General features: G+C 63.1%; 17 protein-coding genes. 9 read left to right on the forward strand and 8 right to left on the reverse strand.

Annotated elements, in window-relative coordinates; translation table 11 throughout:
- The first annotated feature begins 146 nt into the window (after positions 1-146).
- Complete coding sequence (corA, locus tag ACSVDO_RS26050) at positions 147-1,121, forward strand: magnesium/cobalt transporter CorA (RefSeq protein ID WP_332547895.1); 975 nt, start codon at positions 147-149, stop codon at positions 1,119-1,121.
- Positions 1,122-1,483: 362 nt separating this feature from the next.
- On the opposite strand, the gene ACSVDO_RS26055 is transcribed toward corA, so the two are convergent.
- On the reverse strand, positions 1,484-1,630 hold the full coding sequence (locus ACSVDO_RS26055; RefSeq protein ID WP_489597486.1) for a hypothetical protein: 147 nt from the start codon (positions 1,628-1,630) through the stop codon (positions 1,484-1,486).
- Between ACSVDO_RS26055 and ACSVDO_RS26060 the strand changes: the two genes are divergently transcribed.
- Positions 1,629-3,716, forward strand: coding sequence for a heavy metal translocating P-type ATPase (locus ACSVDO_RS26060; protein ID WP_489597488.1), 2,088 nt, complete (start codon positions 1,629-1,631; stop codon positions 3,714-3,716). The genes ACSVDO_RS26055 and ACSVDO_RS26060 overlap by 2 nt on opposite strands.
- A 247-nt stretch (positions 3,717-3,963) precedes the next feature.
- Here the strand turns inward: ACSVDO_RS26060 and ACSVDO_RS26065 are convergent, their stop codons facing one another.
- Entirely contained in the window at positions 3,964-4,197 is a 234-nt protein-coding gene (locus ACSVDO_RS26065) for a hypothetical protein (RefSeq protein ID WP_332536003.1), read from the reverse strand.
- Between the two features lie 176 nt (positions 4,198-4,373).
- Between ACSVDO_RS26065 and ACSVDO_RS26070 the strand changes: the two genes are divergently transcribed.
- The 3 genes from ACSVDO_RS26070 to traT all read left to right on the forward strand — a co-directional run bounded on the left by ACSVDO_RS26070 (position 4,374) and on the right by traT (position 9,214).
- Positions 4,374-5,756, forward strand: a complete 1,383-nt coding sequence (locus ACSVDO_RS26070; RefSeq protein ID WP_489597489.1) for an aminotransferase-like domain-containing protein — start codon at positions 4,374-4,376, stop codon at positions 5,754-5,756.
- A gap of 373 nt (positions 5,757-6,129) precedes the next feature.
- Positions 6,130-8,493 (forward strand): S1C family serine protease, encoded by a 2,364-nt coding sequence (locus ACSVDO_RS26075; protein ID WP_489597491.1) that lies wholly within the window; start codon positions 6,130-6,132, stop codon positions 8,491-8,493.
- Between the two features lies 1 nt (position 8,494).
- Complete coding sequence (gene traT, locus ACSVDO_RS26080; protein WP_489597493.1) at positions 8,495-9,214, forward strand: complement resistance protein TraT; 720 nt, start codon at positions 8,495-8,497, stop codon at positions 9,212-9,214.
- A 145-nt stretch (positions 9,215-9,359) separates the two neighbouring features.
- On the opposite strand, the gene ACSVDO_RS26085 is transcribed toward traT, so the two are convergent.
- The 3 genes from ACSVDO_RS26085 to ACSVDO_RS26095 all read right to left on the reverse strand — a co-directional run bounded on the left by ACSVDO_RS26085 (position 9,360) and on the right by ACSVDO_RS26095 (position 13,325).
- Positions 9,360-9,875, reverse strand: a complete 516-nt coding sequence (locus tag ACSVDO_RS26085; RefSeq protein ID WP_489597495.1) for a GNAT family N-acetyltransferase — start codon at positions 9,873-9,875, stop codon at positions 9,360-9,362.
- Between the two features lie 49 nt (positions 9,876-9,924).
- The gene (locus ACSVDO_RS26090) at positions 9,925-12,288 is read right to left on the reverse strand and encodes a DNA polymerase II (RefSeq protein ID WP_489597899.1); all 2,364 of its coding nucleotides are present in this window, start codon (positions 12,286-12,288) and stop codon (positions 9,925-9,927) included.
- A gap of 119 nt (positions 12,289-12,407) precedes the next feature.
- Positions 12,408-13,325, reverse strand: coding sequence for a LysR family transcriptional regulator (locus tag ACSVDO_RS26095; protein WP_489597497.1), 918 nt, complete (start codon positions 13,323-13,325; stop codon positions 12,408-12,410).
- A gap of 65 nt (positions 13,326-13,390) precedes the next feature.
- Between ACSVDO_RS26095 and ACSVDO_RS26100 the strand changes: the two genes are divergently transcribed.
- Positions 13,391-14,023, forward strand: a complete 633-nt coding sequence (locus tag ACSVDO_RS26100) for a LysE family translocator (RefSeq protein WP_489597499.1) — start codon at positions 13,391-13,393, stop codon at positions 14,021-14,023.
- A gap of 137 nt (positions 14,024-14,160) precedes the next feature.
- Here the strand turns inward: ACSVDO_RS26100 and ACSVDO_RS26105 are convergent, their stop codons facing one another.
- From ACSVDO_RS26105 to ACSVDO_RS26115, 3 genes are all read right to left on the reverse strand, one after another.
- Positions 14,161-15,153 carry a tripartite tricarboxylate transporter substrate binding protein BugE gene (locus tag ACSVDO_RS26105; protein ID WP_442881631.1) on the reverse strand — a complete coding sequence of 331 codons (993 nt, stop codon included), beginning with the start codon at positions 15,151-15,153 and terminating at the stop codon, positions 14,161-14,163.
- Between the two features lie 53 nt (positions 15,154-15,206).
- Positions 15,207-16,391 carry a M20 family metallopeptidase gene (locus ACSVDO_RS26110; protein WP_332549233.1) on the reverse strand — a complete coding sequence of 395 codons (1,185 nt, stop codon included), beginning with the start codon at positions 16,389-16,391 and terminating at the stop codon, positions 15,207-15,209.
- Positions 16,392-16,535: 144 nt separating this feature from the next.
- Positions 16,536-17,231, reverse strand: coding sequence for a TetR family transcriptional regulator (locus ACSVDO_RS26115; RefSeq protein ID WP_489597502.1), 696 nt, complete (start codon positions 17,229-17,231; stop codon positions 16,536-16,538).
- Between the two features lie 92 nt (positions 17,232-17,323).
- Here ACSVDO_RS26115 and ACSVDO_RS26120 point away from each other — a divergent pair, with 92 nt between their 5' ends.
- The 3 genes from ACSVDO_RS26120 to ACSVDO_RS26130 are packed head-to-tail and all read left to right on the forward strand — an operon-like array spanning position 17,324 to position 20,245.
- Positions 17,324-18,376 (forward strand): SMP-30/gluconolactonase/LRE family protein, encoded by a 1,053-nt coding sequence (locus ACSVDO_RS26120; protein WP_489597504.1) that lies wholly within the window; start codon positions 17,324-17,326, stop codon positions 18,374-18,376.
- A 47-nt stretch (positions 18,377-18,423) separates the two neighbouring features.
- Complete coding sequence (locus ACSVDO_RS26125) at positions 18,424-19,395, forward strand: Bug family tripartite tricarboxylate transporter substrate binding protein (RefSeq protein ID WP_489597506.1); 972 nt, start codon at positions 18,424-18,426, stop codon at positions 19,393-19,395.
- 37 nt (positions 19,396-19,432) lie between these two features.
- The gene (locus tag ACSVDO_RS26130) at positions 19,433-20,245 is read left to right on the forward strand and encodes a cyclase family protein (RefSeq protein WP_489597508.1); all 813 of its coding nucleotides are present in this window, start codon (positions 19,433-19,435) and stop codon (positions 20,243-20,245) included.
- Positions 20,246-20,269 lie beyond the last annotated feature (24 nt).

A 20,269-nucleotide genomic window follows, 5' to 3' on the forward strand; every position in this document is an offset into this window, starting at 1 on the left:
GAGCGGTTGTGCAACGACAGCGGACTTTCATTTCTTTGGCGCTGGATCCACGCCCTTGCGGCGCGCGCCTTGGCGACGCTGTCGCACGGGACTGCCGCACAGGCGTGGCACCATGGCGCTCTATCGACTGTTTCAAGAGGATCTCGATGCTGATCAACTGTGTGGCCTACGAAAAGGGCTCCAAGCTGGCGGACATTCCCGTCGCAGACATCAGCGAGTACATTGCGCGGCCTGGCTGCTTTGTCTGGGTGGCGCTGGCCGATGCCACGGCGGCCGAGCTCAATGAAATGCGCGACGAGTTCGATCTGCATGAACTCGCGGTGGAGGACGCCCGTCACGGACATCAGCGACCGAAGATCGAGGAGTACGGCCAGTCGATGTTCGCGGTGATGCACCTGCTGGAGCCGGATGTGGCGCATCCCGGCCAGTTCACCCTGGGCGAGGTCGATGTATTCATCGGCCCCAACTATGTTCTGTCGGTGCGCAACCGCAGCCAGCAAGGATTTCTGGGTGTTCGGGATCGCTGCGAGCGCGAGCCCGAACTGCTGGAGCACGGCGCGGGCTTTGTGCTGTATGCGCTGATGGATGCCGTGGTCGACCGCTACTTTCCCATCATCGAAGCCCTGGAGTCGGAGCTCGAAGAGGTCGAGCTGCAGATTTTCACGCAGCGCGCCGCGCGTGAAAGCATCAAGCAACTCTACGGGCTCAAGCAGCGGGCCATGGTGCTCAAGCACGCGGTGGCGCCGTTGCTCGAGGCGGTCAGCAAGCTGCACGGCGGACGCGTACCGCAGATCTGCGCGGGCTCGCAGGACTATTTCCGCGATGTCGCCGACCATCTGGTGCGCATCAACGGACTCATAGACGGCATGCGCGACACCATAGCGACGGCCATGCAGGTCAATCTCTCCATGGTGGCAATCGACGACAACGAGGTCACCAAGCGGCTGGCGGCCTGGGCCAGTATTTTTGCGATCTGCACCGCCTTCGTGGGCATCTGGGGAATGAATTTCGAAAACATGCCCGAGCTCAAGTGGCACTACGGCTACCCGGCCGCGCTGCTGTTGATGGGCGGCGTGTGCAGCTATGTCTATTACCGGTTCCGTCGGGCTGGCTGGCTGTAGTCCCGGCTTGGGCACGCTGCGCATCGGGCGCTGGGCATAGGCTGGCGCATCGCGGGGATGGGCGCTCTCGCGCTTTTCAAGCGGCGCCAGCACTGCGCCTGAAGCGTCAGCGCGGCTTCAGGCAGGTCCTTTTCGTGGGATATGCCCATCTTTGCCGATAGATGCATGGCGTCGGCTTGACCTTGTAGCGGGTACAGGGTTTCAAATGGGCTCAGAAAGCGAAAAACCATGGCCAAACACCTTCATGATCCCCTGTCCCGCCCTAGCCCCGGCATGGACGGCTGCGACGCCGACGTCAAGATGCCGCATGCCGTCAACGCTACCGGGCCCGATGACTGCTGCGCCGCGCCGCACGTCGCATCTCATCCATCGACCGACGCCAAGGCGAGCGCTTGCTGCGCACCGCCAGCGGCCCGCAGTGAAACCAGCGCCTGCTGTGCACCTGCAGCCTTTGCAATGCCAGAAAAGGCCCAGGCGATTGCTCCCAATACGTTTTTGATCTCGACCATGGATTGCACGGTCGAAGAGTCGGAAATCCGTCGCCTGGTCGAGCCCATCGCCGGAATCCGCGGGCTGCACTTTCGCCTCAACCAGCGCCAGCTGCGCATAGACGGCAGCGACACGGCCGTCATCGCGGCGCTGGCGGTGATACGCCAGGCCGGCTTTTCCCCCGAGCCCCTGACTGCCGCGCCCGGGAGCATGGAGTCCGGGGGCGCTGGTCACGAACATGCGCACAGCACCGGCTATGCCCGGTTTGCCGCAGCGCTTGTTTTCGCCTTGATCGCCGAGAGCCTCTCTTACTTCGCGCCCGAAACCACGGCCTGGAAGGCCGCAGGCATGGCGCTGGCGGCCGCGGCAATCTGGCTGGCCGGGCTGGAGACCTATTCCAAGGGCCTGACAGCGCTGCGCCACGGCAAGCTCAACATCAATGCGCTGATGTCGGTGGCAGTTACGGGGGCATTCATCATCGGCCAGTGGCCCGAGGCCGCCATGGTCATGGCCTTGTACGCGATTGCGGAACTCATAGAAGCGCGCGCCGTGGACCGCGCGCGCAATGCCATCAAGGGCCTTGTGGACCTCGCACCCGATGAAGCCGAGATCCAGCAAGCCGACGGAAGCTGGCGCCGCGTCAAGGCCGCCGAGGTGGCACTGCATGCCATCGCGCGCGTCAGGCCTGGCGAGCGCGTCGCATTCGACGGCGTGGTCACCAAGGGCCACAGCACCATCAACCAGGCGCCTGTGACCGGAGAGAGCATTCCCGTGGACAAGGAGCCCGGCAGCCAGGTGTTCGCGGGAACCATCAACGAAAACGGCGAACTCGAATTCCGCGTGAGCGCCGCCGCGGCCAACTCCACTCTGGCGCGCATCATCCACGCAGTCGAAGAGGCACAAGGCACGCGTGCGCCGACACAGCGTTTTGTGGACCGCTTTGCGGCGGTCTACACCCCGGCCATCTTCGCCATGGCGCTGGCCGTCGCCGTGCTGCCCCCGCTGCTGCTCGACTGGGAATGGCTGAGCGCCATCTACAAGGCGCTGGTGCTGCTGGTCATCGCCTGCCCTTGCGCGCTGGTGATCTCTACGCCGGTGTCCGTGGTGAGCGGCCTGGCGGCGGCCGCGCGCCGCGGCATCCTCATCAAGGGCGGCACTTACCTCGAAAATGCGCGCCTGCTCAAGGCCGTGGCCTTGGACAAGACCGGAACCCTGACCGAAGGCAAACCCGTGCTGGTCGCTTCGCAGGCCTGGGGCCAGGCCGACGAGGCACAGGTCTGGCGCTGGGCCAAGAGCCTTGCCGCACGCTCCGATCACCCGGTATCCAGGTCGATCGCCGCGGGCATCGCGGGCCAGGCCGTCGGTGTGGAGAATTTCACCGCCTTGCTGGGACGCGGCGTGCAAGCGTCGGTCGATGGCCGGGCAATGGTCCTGGGCAATCACCGCCTGATCCGTGAGCGCAACCAGTCCGATGCGCAACTTGAAGCCGAGCTGATGGCGCACGAAGCGCAGGGCCGCACTGTCACGCTGCTGGCCGATGCCGGCGGCGTCCTGGGTCTATTCGCGGTCGCCGACACGATCAAGCCCAGTTCGGTGGCTGCGGTGGCGCAACTCAAGCGTCTGGGCGTAACGCCCGTCATGCTCACGGGCGACAACAGCGCCACGGCCCAGGCCGTGGCACGCGATGCCGGCATAGACGATGCGCGCGGCGGCCTGCTGCCGCAAGACAAGCTCTCTGCCATCCAGGAAATGCGTGCGCGCTACGGCCCGACAGCGATGACGGGCGACGGCATCAACGACGCGCCGGCATTGGCCCAGGCCGACATAGGCTTCGCCATGGGCGGCGCGGGGACCGACACGGCCGTCGAAGCCGCAGACATCGTGATCATGAACGACAACCTGGGCCGCATCGCCGAAACCATAGTACTGAGTCGCAGGACGCATGCCATCCTGTGGCAGAACATCTGCCTGGCGCTCGCCATCAAGGCGGTGTTCTTCGTGCTCGCCATTTTCGGCGGCGCGACGATGTGGATGGCAGTTTTCGCGGACATGGGCGCTAGCCTGCTGGTGGTGGCCAACGGTTTGCGGCTGCTGCGCCGGGCCTGATCCGCTTCGCCTTTGCCGGCGGCAGACCATCTGCAGCCCATGGCCTGCACGCCCGGCGTATTCCTCAGTGCATGTGCGGCGTTGCTTTGGCCTGGCGCCGAGCGATGGGCGCCTTGGCACGCTGCGCTGCAAATTATTAAATATTTAATAAGTCCGCCGCCCGCTTCGGATCACGCGTTGCCGGTGCCGCCACCTGCGCGCTTTCGGTGCGCCGCATTGCTGGTTTTCGGCAGCGCATTTTTTGCCGTCAGGGCATGCTCAAGTCCAGACCGAGCATTCTGGCCAGCGAGAACGCGCCGAAGCCCAGGACCAGGACCAGGACCATGAAGATGGCAACCACTTTGCCGCTCGCCAGCAGCAAGGTGCGTCGGTCCGCCCCCTTCTTTCCCTGGTCGTAATGCCACTTGACGGCAAAGTACATGCACGTGCTCAGCGTGAGCACCTTGAAGATAACGAAGCCTACAGGGATCCAATCGATCATTTGAGAATTTCCAGCGTATGACTTGACATGGTATGTCGTGGGGAGCACCGCCTCACGGATGCGCGAGACGCAAACGCCGACGACGGCCATACAAGCATGGTGTCGCTGCACATTCCAGGGGATACTACTTAAAAGCAATATCCATACATCGCGCGCGATTCTCGCGTCTTAAAACCATGCAAGATGACATTGTGCCAATCTGGTTGCCGCGATTGGCCGCGCGGGCTGGACCGCGTTTTTTGCAGATTGCGGACGCGTTGCAGGCCGCGGTCGCGCAGGGCTCGCTGAAACCGGGCGACCGTCTGCCACCGCAGCGCCAGCTGGCCGCCCAGCTGGACATCGATCTGACGACGGTCACGCGCGCCTACGACGAAGCCCGGCGCCGCCACTTGCTGGAGGGCCGCGGCGCGCGCGGCACTTATGTTGCGGCGCCTAAAGTCGAGCTGACCGCGGTTCTCGATCTGAGCATGAACACCCCGCCACCGCCGGATGGCGTGGACTTCGACGACCTGTTGAAACAAGGTTTGTCTCAAGTGTTGATGAGCGCAGACAGTGGCTTGCTGATGACCTACCACCTGGGGGGAGGAAGCGATTGCGACCGCCAGGCCGGAGCCAAATGGCTGGCGCCCATGTTTGGACCTCTGGATTCGCAACAGGTGCTTGTCTGTCCAGGGGCGCAAGCGGCAATCGCCGCGTTGATCCTGGCGCTGACCGAGCCTGGCGATGTGATCCTGGCAGAGCCGACAAGCTATCCCGGCTTGCGTGCCGCCGCGACCCAATTCGGGCGGCGTGTCGTTGCGGTGGAAGCGGACAGGAACGGCATGCTGCCGCAGATGCTGGAGCAGGCGTGCCGCGAGCACCAGCCAGGGCTGGTCTACCTGAATCCGACATTGCAGAACCCGACCGCGATCACCATGGCGCAGCGCCGGCGCAAGGAACTGGCCGGCATCGCGCAGCGCTGCAATACACGCATCGTCGAGGACGATCCGTACTGGCTTCTTGCCGAGGCCCCGCCGCCGCCCATTGCCACGTTTGCGCCCGAACGGGTGTACTACATCTCGACCTTGTCGAAATGCCTCACGCCGGGCTTGCGGGTCGCCTTCGTGCTCATACGGGACCCACAGGAACGCGAACGTTTTCTGGTCGCGCTGCGATCATTCGCGCTGATGGTCGCGCCTTTGACTGCCGCGCTGGCCACGCAATGGATCTTCGACGGATCGGCTGACGCATTGATGGCCGGCGTGCGCAAGGAGGCGCGCCTGCGCCATCGCATGGCAAGGGATCTGCTGGCGGGGCGCTACGGCGGCGCGGGCGACGGCCTGCATGTATGGCTAGAGTTGCCCGGATACTGGAACTGCGCGCAGCTCGCGCGCGCGGCCGACGCCGCGGGCATAGCCGTCACGCCGGCCGAGGCGTTTGCCACCGGCAGCGGATCGGTGAATGCCATTCGGATCTCCCTGGGCAGCATCAAGGACCGCGCACGCTTGCGGGCAGGACTTCAACGGCTGTCGCATCTGCTGGCGCAGCGGCCCGAATCGCTGGACGCTGCCGTGGTTTGACGAAGCTATGTTGGCCGCCAGTCAGACTAAAGCTGCCTAGAGCGCGAATAGTGCGCGCCGCTTGGTCCGCATGTTTTCCTGTGTTGGTCAACGAGCCGCTTCATGCGCGCCATGAGCGCACCGCGGGCCGCATTGTCTGCATCATCCTGACTACGGCTGCGCCGACACCAGAACCGGCTGGACAGCCTGCCCCCTTGGGCATCATGGGCTTTTGCCTTAAAATGTTTCAAGTTGTATGCGAGCGACGCAGGTGCTGTGGGTTCTGGTGGTGAACATGAGCAAGCGCTCTTGAGGTCATTCCGACTAGTTCTGAGCAGCACTGTCGAGCCCTGGCTATAGAAGACCGGCCCGCAGTATCAGGAGAACTAAACGAATGAATAAGACCATGCCGAGATTCTTGCACCTTACAGGCCTGGCGCTGACCATGACTCTGGCAGGCTGCGTCACCACCCAGGGAAGCTCGTCTTCACTGCTGCAGATCCAGCCCGGCAAGTTGGACCTGGCCGAAATAGGCGACACCATCGGAGACGTGCTCAGTCAGCAGTTGCGTGAATTCAAGAAGCTGGTCAACGAATCGAAGCTTGATGAAGCCGACGCCTATTTCATTAAGGAAGCGGCCTATTTCGAAAAGCGCTACAAGGGTAGCGGCAAGCAGCTTCCGTCGGAGTTTACTCAAGTCGCAGCGCATGTGTGGCAGACGCGCTATGAAGACAAGGCGGAGCAAGCCGTCCGAGAGCTAACGGCGATCGACAACCTTGCCGACAAGGCTCAGTGGCCTCAGGTATCTCGGGTGCTCAAGCACAGCGAACTGGTAATCGACACCGTCTCGGCGGATCGTCTGCTAAACCTCACTGAATTCGGCGGGCAGCGAACGCAAGAACTTGAGAAACAATTGGCGCGCGTGGTGCGGCTGGCCAAGACCAGCAAGGCACAGGCAATCGAGACCACTATGGGTGCTACGTTGGCCAGTGGCCAGCATGAAACCGAATTTGTCGGCAAGGAAAGCTTGAGCGTGGACGACTACATCTCGTCTGACAAGTTCCAGTCTGCGGCGCTGGCGCGATTGTCTGCGCAAAGCGACCGGGACGCCTACCACAAGGAGGCCGTCAAGCTTGGCGCGTATCTTAGCGAGCACAGTCGCAAGAACATCGACGATGCCTACATCGCGTTGGTGCGCAGGCAGTTTCTCGCCGACGGGCGAGTGTCGCTGGACGAGGTGGCCACACTGGGCAGCGTGCGCACACCCTTCGGTGGCAGCGCAGATGCCATTGCCGCCCTCGCAACGATAGGTTACATCGACCTGACAAGTTCAGGGCTTAAAAACCGCAACATCTTCGACTTCGAAATCAGCTTCAAGCAGGACTTGGACTTCAAGTTCTCCCCGGCAACCGAAACAGTGTTCACTTCTGGCGACCTTTCCAAGTTCGACTACCTGTTCGTGACGGACCTGACCATGGCCAAGGTTGCTCGTGAATTCAAGAGCAAACGCGAAGTCAAGAGCCGGGCCCAAAGCGGGACTTTGCAGGTGCAAAACCCTGAGTACATCACTGCAATGGCCAACTACCAGAAGGCCATGGCCGAGTTTCAGCGCGCGCAGATAAACAGCGCCATACCGAAAGCTTGCTCAGGCTGGGCTTGTGCGCTGCAAGGCTTGGCAGATGGGTTGGCCAGCGCCGGCGCGCGTTCTATGGTCGACCAGGCTTCAGCCAGATTGGGAGCGACCAGCCAGACGATCAGCCAGCCCGTCTATTCCGAATACGCCTACCAATCTGTCGACGTCAACACGACAAAGACTGCGGATGTCAATTACTACGTCATCGACGTCAAGAAAAAGCGCATTCTCAAGAACAACTTCCAGATCAATGACAACGAGGTCTTCAATGTCGCCTACAACCTGCGGGACGAGGACCCAGACAAGGCCAGCATCCAGCGCAACATCAAGACCGAAGCAGAAGTCACCGACTGGGAAAAGAGTCCGTTTTCAGTGCCTATCAGTTCGCTCTTCAATGCCCAGAATTTGCGCGCAGCGACTACCTCGTCTTACACGGATATCTATGCTTTTCTCAAGACGTTAAACACCCGCAACTATGCGGCCGCGGCGCCTACCTATTCAAGGGGGACCGAGCCCAGCGTCAAGGCAGCTGCTGGTGCGACAACGAGTCAGTCGGCGATGAGCCAGACAATCGCCGACGAACGCTTTGACAGCGTGGTCGTCATTCGCAACTCCAAGTCCACCGGCACCGGTTTTTACGTAACGCCCGAGCTCGTGTTGACCGCCTATCATGTCGTCGAAGGAAACTCACTCGTTGAAATGACCTACTACAACGGAACCAAGACATATGGTCGCGTGGTGGATCATGACATCCGGCTTGATTTGGCATTGATCAAGGCGCAGCAGCCAGGCAAGCCCTTGTCAATTCACACGGGGCCACTCAGGCTTGGCGAGACTGTCGAGGCCATCGGACACCCCAAGGGCTACGATTTCACCATTACCCGCGGTGTCATCAGTGCAGCGCGCCGCCAGCGCAGTGCCGCCATCGGTTCGGACAATTTGGTCGAGTTCATCCAGACCGATACGCCCATCAGCCAAGGCAATTCAGGCGGACCGCTGCTGCTCAAGGACGCAGTCGTTGGTGTCAATGACTGGATACGCGTCGACAAAGGTTCACAAAACCTGAACTTCAGCGTCTCCTACAACGAGATTCGGTCATACCTGGACCGGTTCAAGAGTAAATGAAATGAGAGCTCGCCTTTTCCTCCCTCTGATCTTCCTAGCCCTCGCTGGCTGCGCTGCCAGCGACTTTCGTAATAACGAATTGAAAATTGGCAGTGCGACATCCAAGAACGTTTTCATTGACGCCAGCCAGTTCGCCAATCGAACTGTGAAAGTGCGGCTACGAAACTCCTCGGGCGACCCATCGATTGACGTGTCCAGTCTTAGAGTTGCCGTTGAATCGGGATTGCGCACGGCTGGTTACCAGATTGCCGAGCAGAACTTCGGAATTTTGGTCGATGTCAACCTCTATTTCATGAACTCGGTGGCACAGGGCCGCCAGCGTGCCTCCAACGAGGTCGGGGCCCTGCTTGGGGGTGTGGCTGGCTACGAGATGGCCAAGCGACCTGGCGGTATGGGTGCGGGGTCGGGTGCATTACTGGGCGCAATCGCCGGTGCGACGCTTCAGGATGTGCTGCGCTACAGCAACGAGTACGACACCTATCTCATGCTCACAGACGTCAATATCGGCGTTGTCAAACAAGAGAACAAGAAAAAGGACTTTTTCGTCATTGGCGGCAACCGCATCGAGCAACGCGAAGAGGATAACGGCACATTCGAGTCATTTGCGATGCGCGAAACTCTCAAGGTGGCCGTCTATGCAGGCGACAAGCGTGAACGGCGTACGCAGGTGATGAATGCCATGCAAGACCGATTGACACAGGTGTTGTCTAACCTGCTTTAAAAGCGATCTGCGCAATGGTCACCAGTCCGGTCAATGCCTGCTGCGGTAGGTAGAAACTGACTGCGACGGGCAGCGGCGTTTGGTCACTAGCGTCCGCCGCCTTTTCCAAGGAATTGATTCAGCCCTGGCTGTCCATTTCAGACAGTTAAAAACGTTTGATAAAACGCCGCTCGTCGGGCGCATAGCCTTGGCTCTGATAGAACGCGTGCGCCATGGATCGGTGGTCTGCGCTGGTGACTTCGGCGCGCACACAGCCCAGCGCGCAGAAAAACCGGTCGGCTTTCGACATCAGCAATGCACCGACACCTTTGCCGCGAGCGCTTTCACTGACCACCAAGGATGTGATGCGCCCGATGCGACCGACCTGGTGAAACAGCTCGAAAACATGCAGGCTGATGACGCCGACGATCGCGCCTTCGTCCTCGACGACCACCACTGCATCCATGGGACTGGTACCGAGCAGCCATATCTTCTCGCGAACCAGCTGCTCCGAAGCGCTGTAGCCGAGTTGCCCCAGCAGATTTGCAATACTGCCGGCGTCCGAATCGGCCGCATCTCTTGCCTTCATCTTGCACTCTCCAAACAGGTATAGCGTGGCCTGATTCCCTGAACTTGCTCGAATGTGAGCTTCAGCTTCCGGCCCACTGTAGCGCAGTCGCATTGGCACAGCAGTTCCTGGCGTCACGCGGCAGCCAACCCGGCAAACGCAGCTAAAACAATTCTTGCTGGGCCGTGGTCAGCGCCGTGAAGCTCTCGCCGAACGGCAAAAGAATGGAATCGGCAATCGGCTGGAGCTGCTTGGACAGATAGTGCTCATAGTCGATACCGCTGTGGCGCGCTTCCAGCGGCTGCGGGCCGCTGCGGGTCATCACATACTGGATCCAGCCGCCATTCTGGTATTGCCGGGGACGCCCGAGTGCGGTGTTGTGCAGGTCGGCGATGCGCGCCGCGCGCACTTGCGGCGGGACATTGACCTCGTAGGCGTCGAGCCGATGGCGCAGCCGCTTGCGGTAGATCAGCAGGTCGTCCTTCTCGCCGGCCAGCGTGGCCTGCGCATAGTCGGTGACGAACGCGCGGTGCGGCTCATCGTTGAAGATGCGCGTCAGCAGGCCTTCCTGGAACTGGCGCGCCAGCGGGGTCCAGTCGCTGCGCGCCATTTCCAGCCCGCGGTAGACCATTTCCTCCTTGCCGCTGGCATCCAGGCTCAATCCCGCATAGCGCTTCTTGCTGCCTACATCCGAGCCCCGGATGGTCGGCATGAAGAACTTCTTGTAGTGCGTGTCGAACTCGATTTCGAGAAAGTTCTCCAGCCCCTGCTCCTCGCCGAGGGTACGGGTCCACCAGGCATTGATATCCGATACCAGCTGCGCCGCAACTGCCTGCGCTTCGTCATTCGTGTGGGCGCGCTTGAGCCAGATGAAGATCGAATCGGTATCGCCGTAGATGGTTTCGTAGCCTTTGCCCTCCACGAAAGTCCGCGTGAGCTTCATCATCTCGTGCCCGCGCAAGGTCACGGCCGCGACCAGCTTGGGGTTGAAGAACCGGCATTCGGTGGCGCCCAGCACGCCGGCAAACGAATTCATCAACAGCTTCAAAGCCTGGGACAAAGGCTCGTTCCGGTCGCGCTTGGCTGCGTCGCGCGCCTTGGACAGCGTGGTCACGATTTCCGGCAGGCAGTGCTTGTCGCGCGAGAACACGGTGTCCTGGGGCCCGCGCACGCCCAGCGATGCGTCGGCCAGCTGCATGCCTTCCGCAAAACCCACGGGATCGACAAGAAAGGTGCGGATGATCGAAGGGTACAGGCTCTTGTAGTCCAGCACCAGCACGGAGTCGTAGAACCCTGGCTTGGAGTCCATCACATAGCCGCCGGGAAAGGCTTTGGTCTCTATCTCGCCGACGCTGGGCGCGACGTAACCCTGGCGGTGCATGCGCGGCAGGTAGTGGTGGCTGAAGGCGGCGATCGAGCCGCCGAAGTGGTCGGCCTGCAGGCCCGTGGTCTGGGCGCGCTCCATGACGAACTGCAGCAGCTTGGCTTGGTCGAAAATGCGCAGCACCAGCTCGCAGTCGCGGATGTTGTAGACGGCCAGCGCGGGCTTGTCTTCCTGGTAGCGGCGCTCGATTTCGGCCATCTTGTCGTAGGCGTCGCCTATCGCCTTGCCTTCGCCGAGCAGCGTCTGCGAGACGTTCTCCAGACTGAAGGAAGTAAAGCTCCACACCGCCGCCCGCAGTGCATCGATGCCGTCGATGATCAGCCGGCCCGGAGTGGGCGCGAACAGATAGCCTTGCTTGCCCGGATGGGTGCGCCACTGTATCGGCTGGCGGCCTCGGCCCAGCAGCAGCTTCACGCCGCACTCGTCGGCCGTCTTCTGCAGCACGCGCAGGTCGAACTGGATCACATTCCAGCCGAGGATGGCGTCGGGGTCGTTGCGCTCGAACCAGGCGTTGAGCTGCTCGATCATCAGCTTGCGGGTAGCGCAATAGATGAGCGCGAAATCCAGCGGCTCACCCGTCTGCGCGGGCGGATCTCCGAGCATGAACACCACGCGCTGCGGCATGCCGTCCAGCGCAATCGAGTACAAGGCCTCGTGCTGACTGGTCTCAATATCCAGCGACACCACCTTCAGCTGCGGCCGATAGTCGGAGATGGGCTTGAGCTTGCAGTCCACGATGGACGCGCCCACCTCGCGCCCGCCTTCGATGACCACCCCCGCGGTGATGAAGCGCTCCATCAGATAGCGGTCGTGCGGCCGCACATCGGCTTCGAGCAGCGGGATATTCATAGGCTGCAGAGCGCGCGCCAGTTTTCCCAGCTGCCGAAAATGCGTCGCGTAGACGCCTATCACCGGTTCCTGCTGAAAAGTCCGCATTTCCAGCGCGCGCAACTGCATGCGTGGAAAGGCGCCGAGCTGGGCTTCGACCGCCGTCCTGTGCCGCGCAGCGACAAACGCGACCGAGGTCTGGGCAGCGAGAACCACCTTCCTGGGGCCGGCCTGCGTCGCCAGCCACAACTCGACTTCCGTGCCGGCCGGAGCATCGCGCCAATGGCGGGTGAGGATGAAGCCCTTGGATTCGATCACGGCAATGGGAAGTCTGGCGCCCGGTGCAGGCGGTGGATGGATGGCTTTGCCTTTGTCAGCAGGCGCGATCCTGGCTCAGTATACTGGACAAAACAACAGCTTGCCGGTCCATGGTGTCAGGCCATCTGCCTGAGCCATTCAAGCAGCGAAGCCTGGGGGCTGTTGTCTCTCAAGGGCTTGGGCGACAACAGACAGTAGTGCGAACCGTCTTCGACAAAGCCCAGCGGAGCAGCCAGCAGACCACTGGCGAGATCGTCGCGAACCAGCTGCCAGGGACCTATTGCCAGCCCCAGGCCGGCGATCGCCGCCTGCAAGCTGAAGTAGAAGTGTTCAAAGGTGTGTTCCGCCCCGCCGGACAGCGTCTGGCCCGCGGCGCTTGCCCAGCCCTGCCATGCGTCTGGCCGCGTGCGCGTATGCACCAGGGGTGCGTCGGGACTGAGCTGTTTGCGCCGCCCCTTGGTGGCGGTCCACGCCCCCGCCTTGGCGGGGCTGCAGACCGGCCCGACTTTTTCAGCAAACAGCGGCTCCATGTTATAGCTCGCAGACCAGGGAAAATCATCCCGGCGTATGGCCAGGTCGATGCCGCTGGCAAATGAGAACCCACCGCCACCGGCAACGAGATGCATGTCGATTTCGGGATGGCGGGATTGGAAGTCCGGCCAGCGGGGAATGAGCCAGCGCATCAGCAGCGTGGGTTCGCAGGAAAGCACCCAGCGTCTTTCCTGGCGTGCGCTGGCGCGCAACTCGCCGACAGCTTGCCGCATGAGATTGAAGCCGCCGCTGACCGCTTGCGCAAGGGTGCGTCCGGCTGCGGTCAGATACACCCGTCGGCTGCGCCGCTCAAAGAGTGCCATGCCCAGGTCGTCTTCCAGCAGGCGTACGGCCCGACTGACGGCGCCATGCGTCAGGTGCAGCTCGTCGGCAGCACGGCTGAAATTCTCCAGCCGCGCCGCGGCTTCAAAACAGCGCAGTGCCAGCAGCGAAGGCAGGCGCGAATGTTGTGATTCCGGCTCACCATTCATGTCAGAAAACATCGTTATTCATCCCGGACTGAGGCCAATAGTATTGCGTACGTTCCAATGCACAAACCCTATTTCCAATGACTGAATTGTTAGCTGTACTCACTATCACCCTGCTTGCCGTCTTGAGCCCTGGACCTGATTTCGCGATGGTTACGCGCAATAGCCTGTTGCTCTCCCGGCGTTGCGGAGTCCTGACGGCCTTGGGAATAAGCATGGGCGTGCTGGTGCATGTCACCTACACCCTGGTCGGGGTGGGTGTGCTGATCCAGCAGTCGCTGTGGCTGTTCAATGCCATCAAGCTGCTTGGCGCGGCCTATCTGATCTACCTTGGAGTGAAAATGCTCAGGACCAGGAAGGTCGGTGAACTTGTCGACACCCGGCGTGCCCCGATATCGGACCTGGCGGCACTGCGCACGGGATTTCTGACCAACGTGATGAATCCCAAGACCACGGTGTTCATCGTGAGTCTTTTCATGCAGGTGGTGCACGCCGACACGCCGCTGAAAGTGCAAATCGGCTATGGCCTTTTTGTTTCTGCGACGCACATGGCCTGGTTTGCGGTGGTCGCACTCAGCTTCTCAAGTGGCGCCGTACGAGATCGTTTGCTGGCCGTGCGGCACTTGATTGACCGCGCCTTCGGCGGACTGCTGATTGTGTTTGGCATCATGCTGGGCGTTGCCAGCGGATCGCGCGAACCCGCTTGGCGTTGATCGAACATGCGGCAGCTGGTGCAGTAGAGCGACCACAGGCTCAAGGAGTACGCCGACCTGCGCAGCGCGTACGACCTGGGCGCAGGTGGTGAAACAGGCCGGGGTGACGCAGGACTGAGCGGCCCCCGGCGCCTGGCTTACTCGGGCTTGATGCCGGCCTTGCGCACGACTTCGCCGTAGGACACGAGGCGTTCGGCCATCATTTTCTCGAAAGCCGCGGGTGTCATCTCTTCGGGCGGGATCACGCCGCGCGACTTGAGGCTCTCGATCATGGCGGGCTCGACCGCCGCCTTGCGTATCGCCTGGTGCAGCGCCGTGACAATCGGGGCCGGCGTGCCAGCGGGCGCGGCGATGCCTATCCACGAGGCCTGGTTCAGCGCCGGGAAGCCGAGTTCGGCAAACGTGGGCACATCGGGCAGCTGGGCCACGCGCGTCGCCGAAGCCACGGCCAGGGCGCGCAGCTTGCCGGCCTGGATGTGCTGCAGGAACACCACCAGGTTGTCGAGCGCGAACTGCACTTCACCGGCCAGCACGGCCGTGACGTATTGCGAGCCGCCGCGGTAAGGCACATGCACGGCCTTGGCGTTGACCGACAGCAGCAGCGACTCGGCATTGAGCTGGCCCATGCTGCCCGCGCCCGCCGAGGCGAAGTTGATCTGTCCTGGGCGCTCCTTGAGATAGGTCACCAGTTCGGCAAAGGTCTTGACCGGCACGCTGGGGTGCACGACCAGCACATTGGGCTGGCGGCCCAGGATGGCGATGTTCTCGAAGTCCTTGATCGGGTCGTAGCCCAGGTTGGACTGCACCAGCGGATTGGCCAGGTGGCTGCTTTGCGACGAGGCGACCAGCGTATAGCCATCGGGCTTGGCGCGCGCGACGAACTGCGCGCCAATCGAGCCACCCGCGCCGGGCTTGTTTTCCACGACGATGGGCACGCCCAGGGTGCGGCCCAGCGATTCGGTGTACTGACGGGCCATGATGTCGACCGAGCCGCCGGGCGGGAAAGGCACGACCAGCGTGATGGCGCGGGTCGGGTATTTGTCAGCGGCGAAAGCGGGCAGCGCGGCGGCGCCGGCCAGGCCCATGGCAGTGGCCAGCAACTGGCGGCGCGAAGTGGCGCAAGAGGTCATGTGAAGGTCGGACATAAAACAAACAACAGTAGGAAAGCGGCAGGCGCGGCGGTTCAGCGCAGCGCCATGAGGGTCAGCGCCAGTGCCTGGGCACGTGGCACGAAAGTGGACAGGTCGCAGAACTCGCGCTCGCTGTGGGCGTAGCCGCCCACGGGGCCGAGAGCGCACAGGCTGGGGATGCCCATGTCGGAAGTGATGCCGCTGTCCGCGGCGCCGCCCGTGCTTTCGGCCTGCACCGCAAAGCCGACCTGTGCGGCAGAGCGCTGGTACAAGTCCAGGATGTGGTCGGGTGTGCGCGCCATCGGCAGCGCGCCGCGCGACTCGATGATGCGGCCGCTGGTGCGCGGCAGCGACTCTTCCTCGATGATGGCCTGGATGCGCGCGAGCACGCCTTGCAGGTCGTTGTCGGCGGTATAGCGCAGGTCGGCGTGCGCGCTCGCAAGCGGTGCCACCACGTTGGAGGCCATGCCGCCCTGCACGAAGCCGACGTTCACGGTGATGCCGGGCTCGCAGCCGTTGAGCGCATGCAGCGCCAGGATCTTGCGCGCCAGCGCATCGATGGCGCTCGCGCCTTGCGCGGGGTTGATGCCCGCGTGCGCGGCCACGCCCTGCACTTCGAAATCGATGCGGTACGAGCCCTTGCGCTCGTTCACCACGTTGCCGCTGATGCGTCCGGGCTCGGCGTTGAGCACGGCGCGTGCGCCCTGCACATGCTTGCGTATCACATGCCGGCAGGCGGGCGAGCCCACTTCCTCGTCGCAGGTGAACAGCAGGTGCACGGGGCTGGCATTGCCGCCGAAACGCGCCAGGGCCTCGGCGACGAAGACGTTCATGACCAGGCCCGACTTCATGTCGGCCACGCCCGGACCATAGGCCTTGCCGTCTTCCACGCGCCAGGGGCGGGCCGCGGCCGTGCCCAGCGGGAACACGGTATCCATGTGGCCCATGAGCTGCAGGTGGCCCGTGGCCGCGGCGTCGCTGCCGGCCACGCGCGCCAGCAGGCAATCGCCCCAGCCCGGCTCGGGCAGGGTGTCCACGGCAATGCCGGCCGATTCCAGCCGCGCGCGCAGCACGGCCGCGACCTGGCGCGTGCCGGCTTCGTGGCCGCTGCCGCTGTCGATGTTGACGATACGGGCCAGCAGGTCGGTCATGGCCTGCTGCTGCGAAGCCAGCCAATCAAGCACGGCCTGGCTGGTGGAAGAAAGGGGCGCCGGGTCACCGGCTGTCGATGAAAGCAAGGACGATGGACTGGGATGTTGCGCGAAACTCATAGGACCTGGATCTGAGGGTATGCCGCTATTATTTCCTGTTTGGCAGCGCCCATTCGGGAAATCCCTGAAGTCCTGCCCCAAACCCAGCGGCCTGTGCGCCGGCAGCAGCCCCTAGGCCTGGGCGATGGCCAGGAAACCGCCTTCGAGAAAAACGCACAGCGCATCGCTCAGGCCTGCCACCTGGCGCGAATCGAACGCGCCGCCCGACAGCGTCTCTATGCGGTCCGAGCGCGCGCACACCGACAGCATCGTTCCCACCGAGAAGGTGAAGGCGCGGTACAGATTTTCGCTGGGCACGCCGGGCAAGCTGCGCTGCAGCTGCGCCAGGTACTCGCGCGCCACGGCATTGAAGTGCTTTTCCGTCAGGTCCTTCCACTGCGCGTTGGCCGCCACCACCGCAATCAGCCGGGTGTAGTTGCGCCAGCCTTCATCGTCCGAGTCGGCGCGCGTCATCAAGGTGCTCACAAAGCTGGTGATCAGCGCGCGCAGCGGAATGGGCGCCGTGCCGTGCAGTGCCAGCAATTCGTCCAGGCGCCTCATCCGCTCGTGGTTCAGCACATCCGAGCGGCGCGCGATCACATGGTCCAGCAGCTCTTCCTTGGAGCCGAAGTGGTAGCCGATGAGCGCGAACTGGCATTGCGCCAGGGTGGCGATTTCGCGGATCGACGTGGCATGAAAGCCGGCATCGGCAAAGAGACGCTCGGCCGCATCCAGAATGCGCTGGCGCGTGGCCTCGCTGTCGGCACGGCGCTGGGGCGCGCGCAAGCGGGCTTTCGGCGCGGCTTTCGGACGGGATACGGTGTTCATGGTGCACATCCTAGATGATGAATTCCCGGTTGACGGCGTTTGCACGCTTAGTTTATACATACGTATAAGCAACAAAATAGAGGAGACCCACCATGACGCATGCCAATCCGCTGGACGGATTCAGTGTGGAGCGCGCGCAGATCGGCTATGTCGGCAATGAACTGCAGCGCCCGGAATGCATCCTGGCCGAAGCCGACGGTTCGCTGTGGAGCGCCGACGCGCGCGGCGGCGTGGTGCACATCGCCACCGACGGCACGCAGCGCTTCATAGGCCAGAGCGCCGATACGCGATTTTCCGCCGCCGGCAGCGCAAGCGTCGCGCAGATGGAAAGCCGTTTGACCACCGGCACGCTGCCCAATGGACTGGCTTTCTGCGCCGACGGCAGCATCCTGATCTCCAACTTCGGCAGCGACCGGCTGGAAGTCATGGACCGTGAGGGCCGCACGCGCACGCTGTACGACAGCATCGACGGCCAGCCCATAGGCAAGGTGAATTTCGTGCTGCGCGATTCGCGCGACCGCATCTGGCTGACGGTCTCGACGCGCGTCAACCCCTGGACCGAAGCGCTGGCCACGGGCGTGCGCGACGGCTATGTGGCCGTGGTCGAGAACGGCCGGTTGCGCGTGGTTGCCGACGGCTTCGGTTTCACCAACGAAGTGCGGCTCGATGCGCGCGAAGAGTGGCTGTACGTGGTCGAGACCACGGGGCCTTGCATCACCCGGCTGCGCCTGGACGAGTCCGATCCGGCCCAGGTCCGCCTCACCGACCGCCAGCTGTTCGGCCCCGCGCACCTGGGCGGCATGCCCGACGGCATTGCCTTCGATGCCTATGGCAACCTGTGGTGCACGCTGATCATGGTCGACCGGCTGGTGGCGATCACGCCCGAGGGCGAGCTGCGCACGCTGCTCGATGACGGCGACGCCGCGGCCAGCGCCCATCTGATGCGGCGCTTCGACGACCGCAGTTTGACCAGCGAGGACATGCAGCGCGCACGCGGCAGCATCGCGCCCTGGATGGCCAGCATCACCTTTGGCGGCCCCGACCTGCGCACAGTCTATCTGGGCAGTCTGCTGGGCACGCGCATTCCCTTTTTCCGCTCGCCCGTGGCGGGCCTGCCCATGGTGCACTGGCGCGCGCCGAAGTGACCGCCCGGCTGCCGCAAGACAAAAAACCAACCACAACGGAGACAAGCATGACCTTTTACTGCCCCTCGCGCCGCCACGCCCTCGTGCTGCTGGCCGGCGCCCTGCCGCTGCTCGCCATGGCGCAGGGCGCCAGCTATCCGAGCAAGCCGATACGCGTGGTCGTGCCCTTTGGCGCGGGTTCCTCGCCCGATGTGATCATGCGGCTGATGAGCGAGCCCATGTCCAAGGCGCTGGGCCAGCCCATCGTGGTCGAGAACCGCGCCGGCGCCAGCACCATCATCGGCGCGCAGAGCGTGGCCAGCGCGCCGGGCGACGGCTATGCGCTGCTCTACACCGTGAACAACACCACCTCGATCAACCCCTATGTGTACAAGACGCTGCCCTACAAGCCCGATGATTTCGTGCCCGTGGTGCGCGTGCTGTCCGTGCCGTATGTGCTGGTGACATCGCCGCAGTCGCCCTACAAGACCCTGGCGCAGCTGATGGCCGCGGCCAGGGCCAAGCCCGACACCTTGACCTATGCGAGCTACGGCATAGGCCAGGGCACGCATGTGGCCATGGCCCGGATGCTGAACATGGCGGGCGCCACCATGGTGCATGTGCCCTACAAGGACAGCGCGCTGACCGACCTGATGGCCGCGCGCGTGGTCACGGCCTTCGATCCGTCCACCACCACCATCCCCTACATCCAGGCCGGCAAGCTGCACGCGCTGGCCGTCTCCGGCCCCAAGCGCATAGAGGCCTTGCCCGATGTGCCCACGGTCGGCGAAACCTTCCCGGGCTTTGTCGGCGACTCCTGGCATGGCCTGCTCGCACCCAAGGGCACGCCGCCCGACGTGGTGAACAAGGTCAACGCCGTGGCCCAGACCATCATCGCCAGCGCCGGCTTTCAGGCGCGGCTCAAGGATCTGGGACTGGTGCCCGCAGGCGGCACGCCCGAGGATTTCCGCAAGTTCCTCAGGGAGGACGCCCAGGGCTGGGCCAAGGTCGTGCGCGACAACCACATCCGCGCGGAATGAAGCGCGCTTGGCCCCATTGCATACGAAGGAGTCTCTCATGACACGCAAGATTGTCGACCTGTCCATCTATCTCGAAAACGATGTGGTCTCCGACCCGCCGGCGTTCAAGCCCGAGATCCAGTATTTCAGCCATGAGAACACCGTCGAGCAGATCGCCTCGTTCTTCCCCGGCCTGAAAAAGGAAGATCTGCCCGACGGCGAAGGCTGGGCCGTCGAAAAGGTCAGCCTGTCCACGCACAACGGCACGCATCTGGACGCGCCCTATCACTTTCACAGCACCATGGACAAAACGCTGGATGGCAGCAAGCCGGCCATCACCATCGATCAGGTGCCGCTGGACTGGTGCTTCCAGCCCGGCGTCAAGCTGGACTTCCGCCACATGGAAGATGGCTATGTGGTGACCGCGGCCGACGTCGCGGCCGAGCTCCGGCGCATAGACCATCAGCTGCAGCCGCTGGAGATCGTCGTGGTCAACACCCGCGCCGGCAGCCGCTACGGCCACGATGACTATGTCGCCGCCGGCTGCGGCATGGGCTACGAGGCCACCATGTACCTGCTCGAGCGCGGCGTGCGCCTGACCGGCACCGACGCCTGGAGCTGGGATGCGCCTTTCGTCTACACCGCCGAAAAGTACGCGGCCTCGCAGGATGCGGGGTTGATCTGGGAAGGCCATAAAGCCGGGCGCGACATCGGCTACTGCCACCTGGAAAAGCTCAACAACCTCGAAGCCCTGCCCGCGACGGGTTTCTTCATCAGCTGCTTTCCGCACAAGATCCGCGGTGCCTCCGCCGGCTGGACCCGGGCGGTGGCGATCTTCGACGAGCGCCTGTTTGCCGCGCTGCTTGCCTGACACCGGTGCCGGCGGCTGTACCGG

It is taken from the genome of Comamonas sp. DB36, from assembly GCF_057914905.1.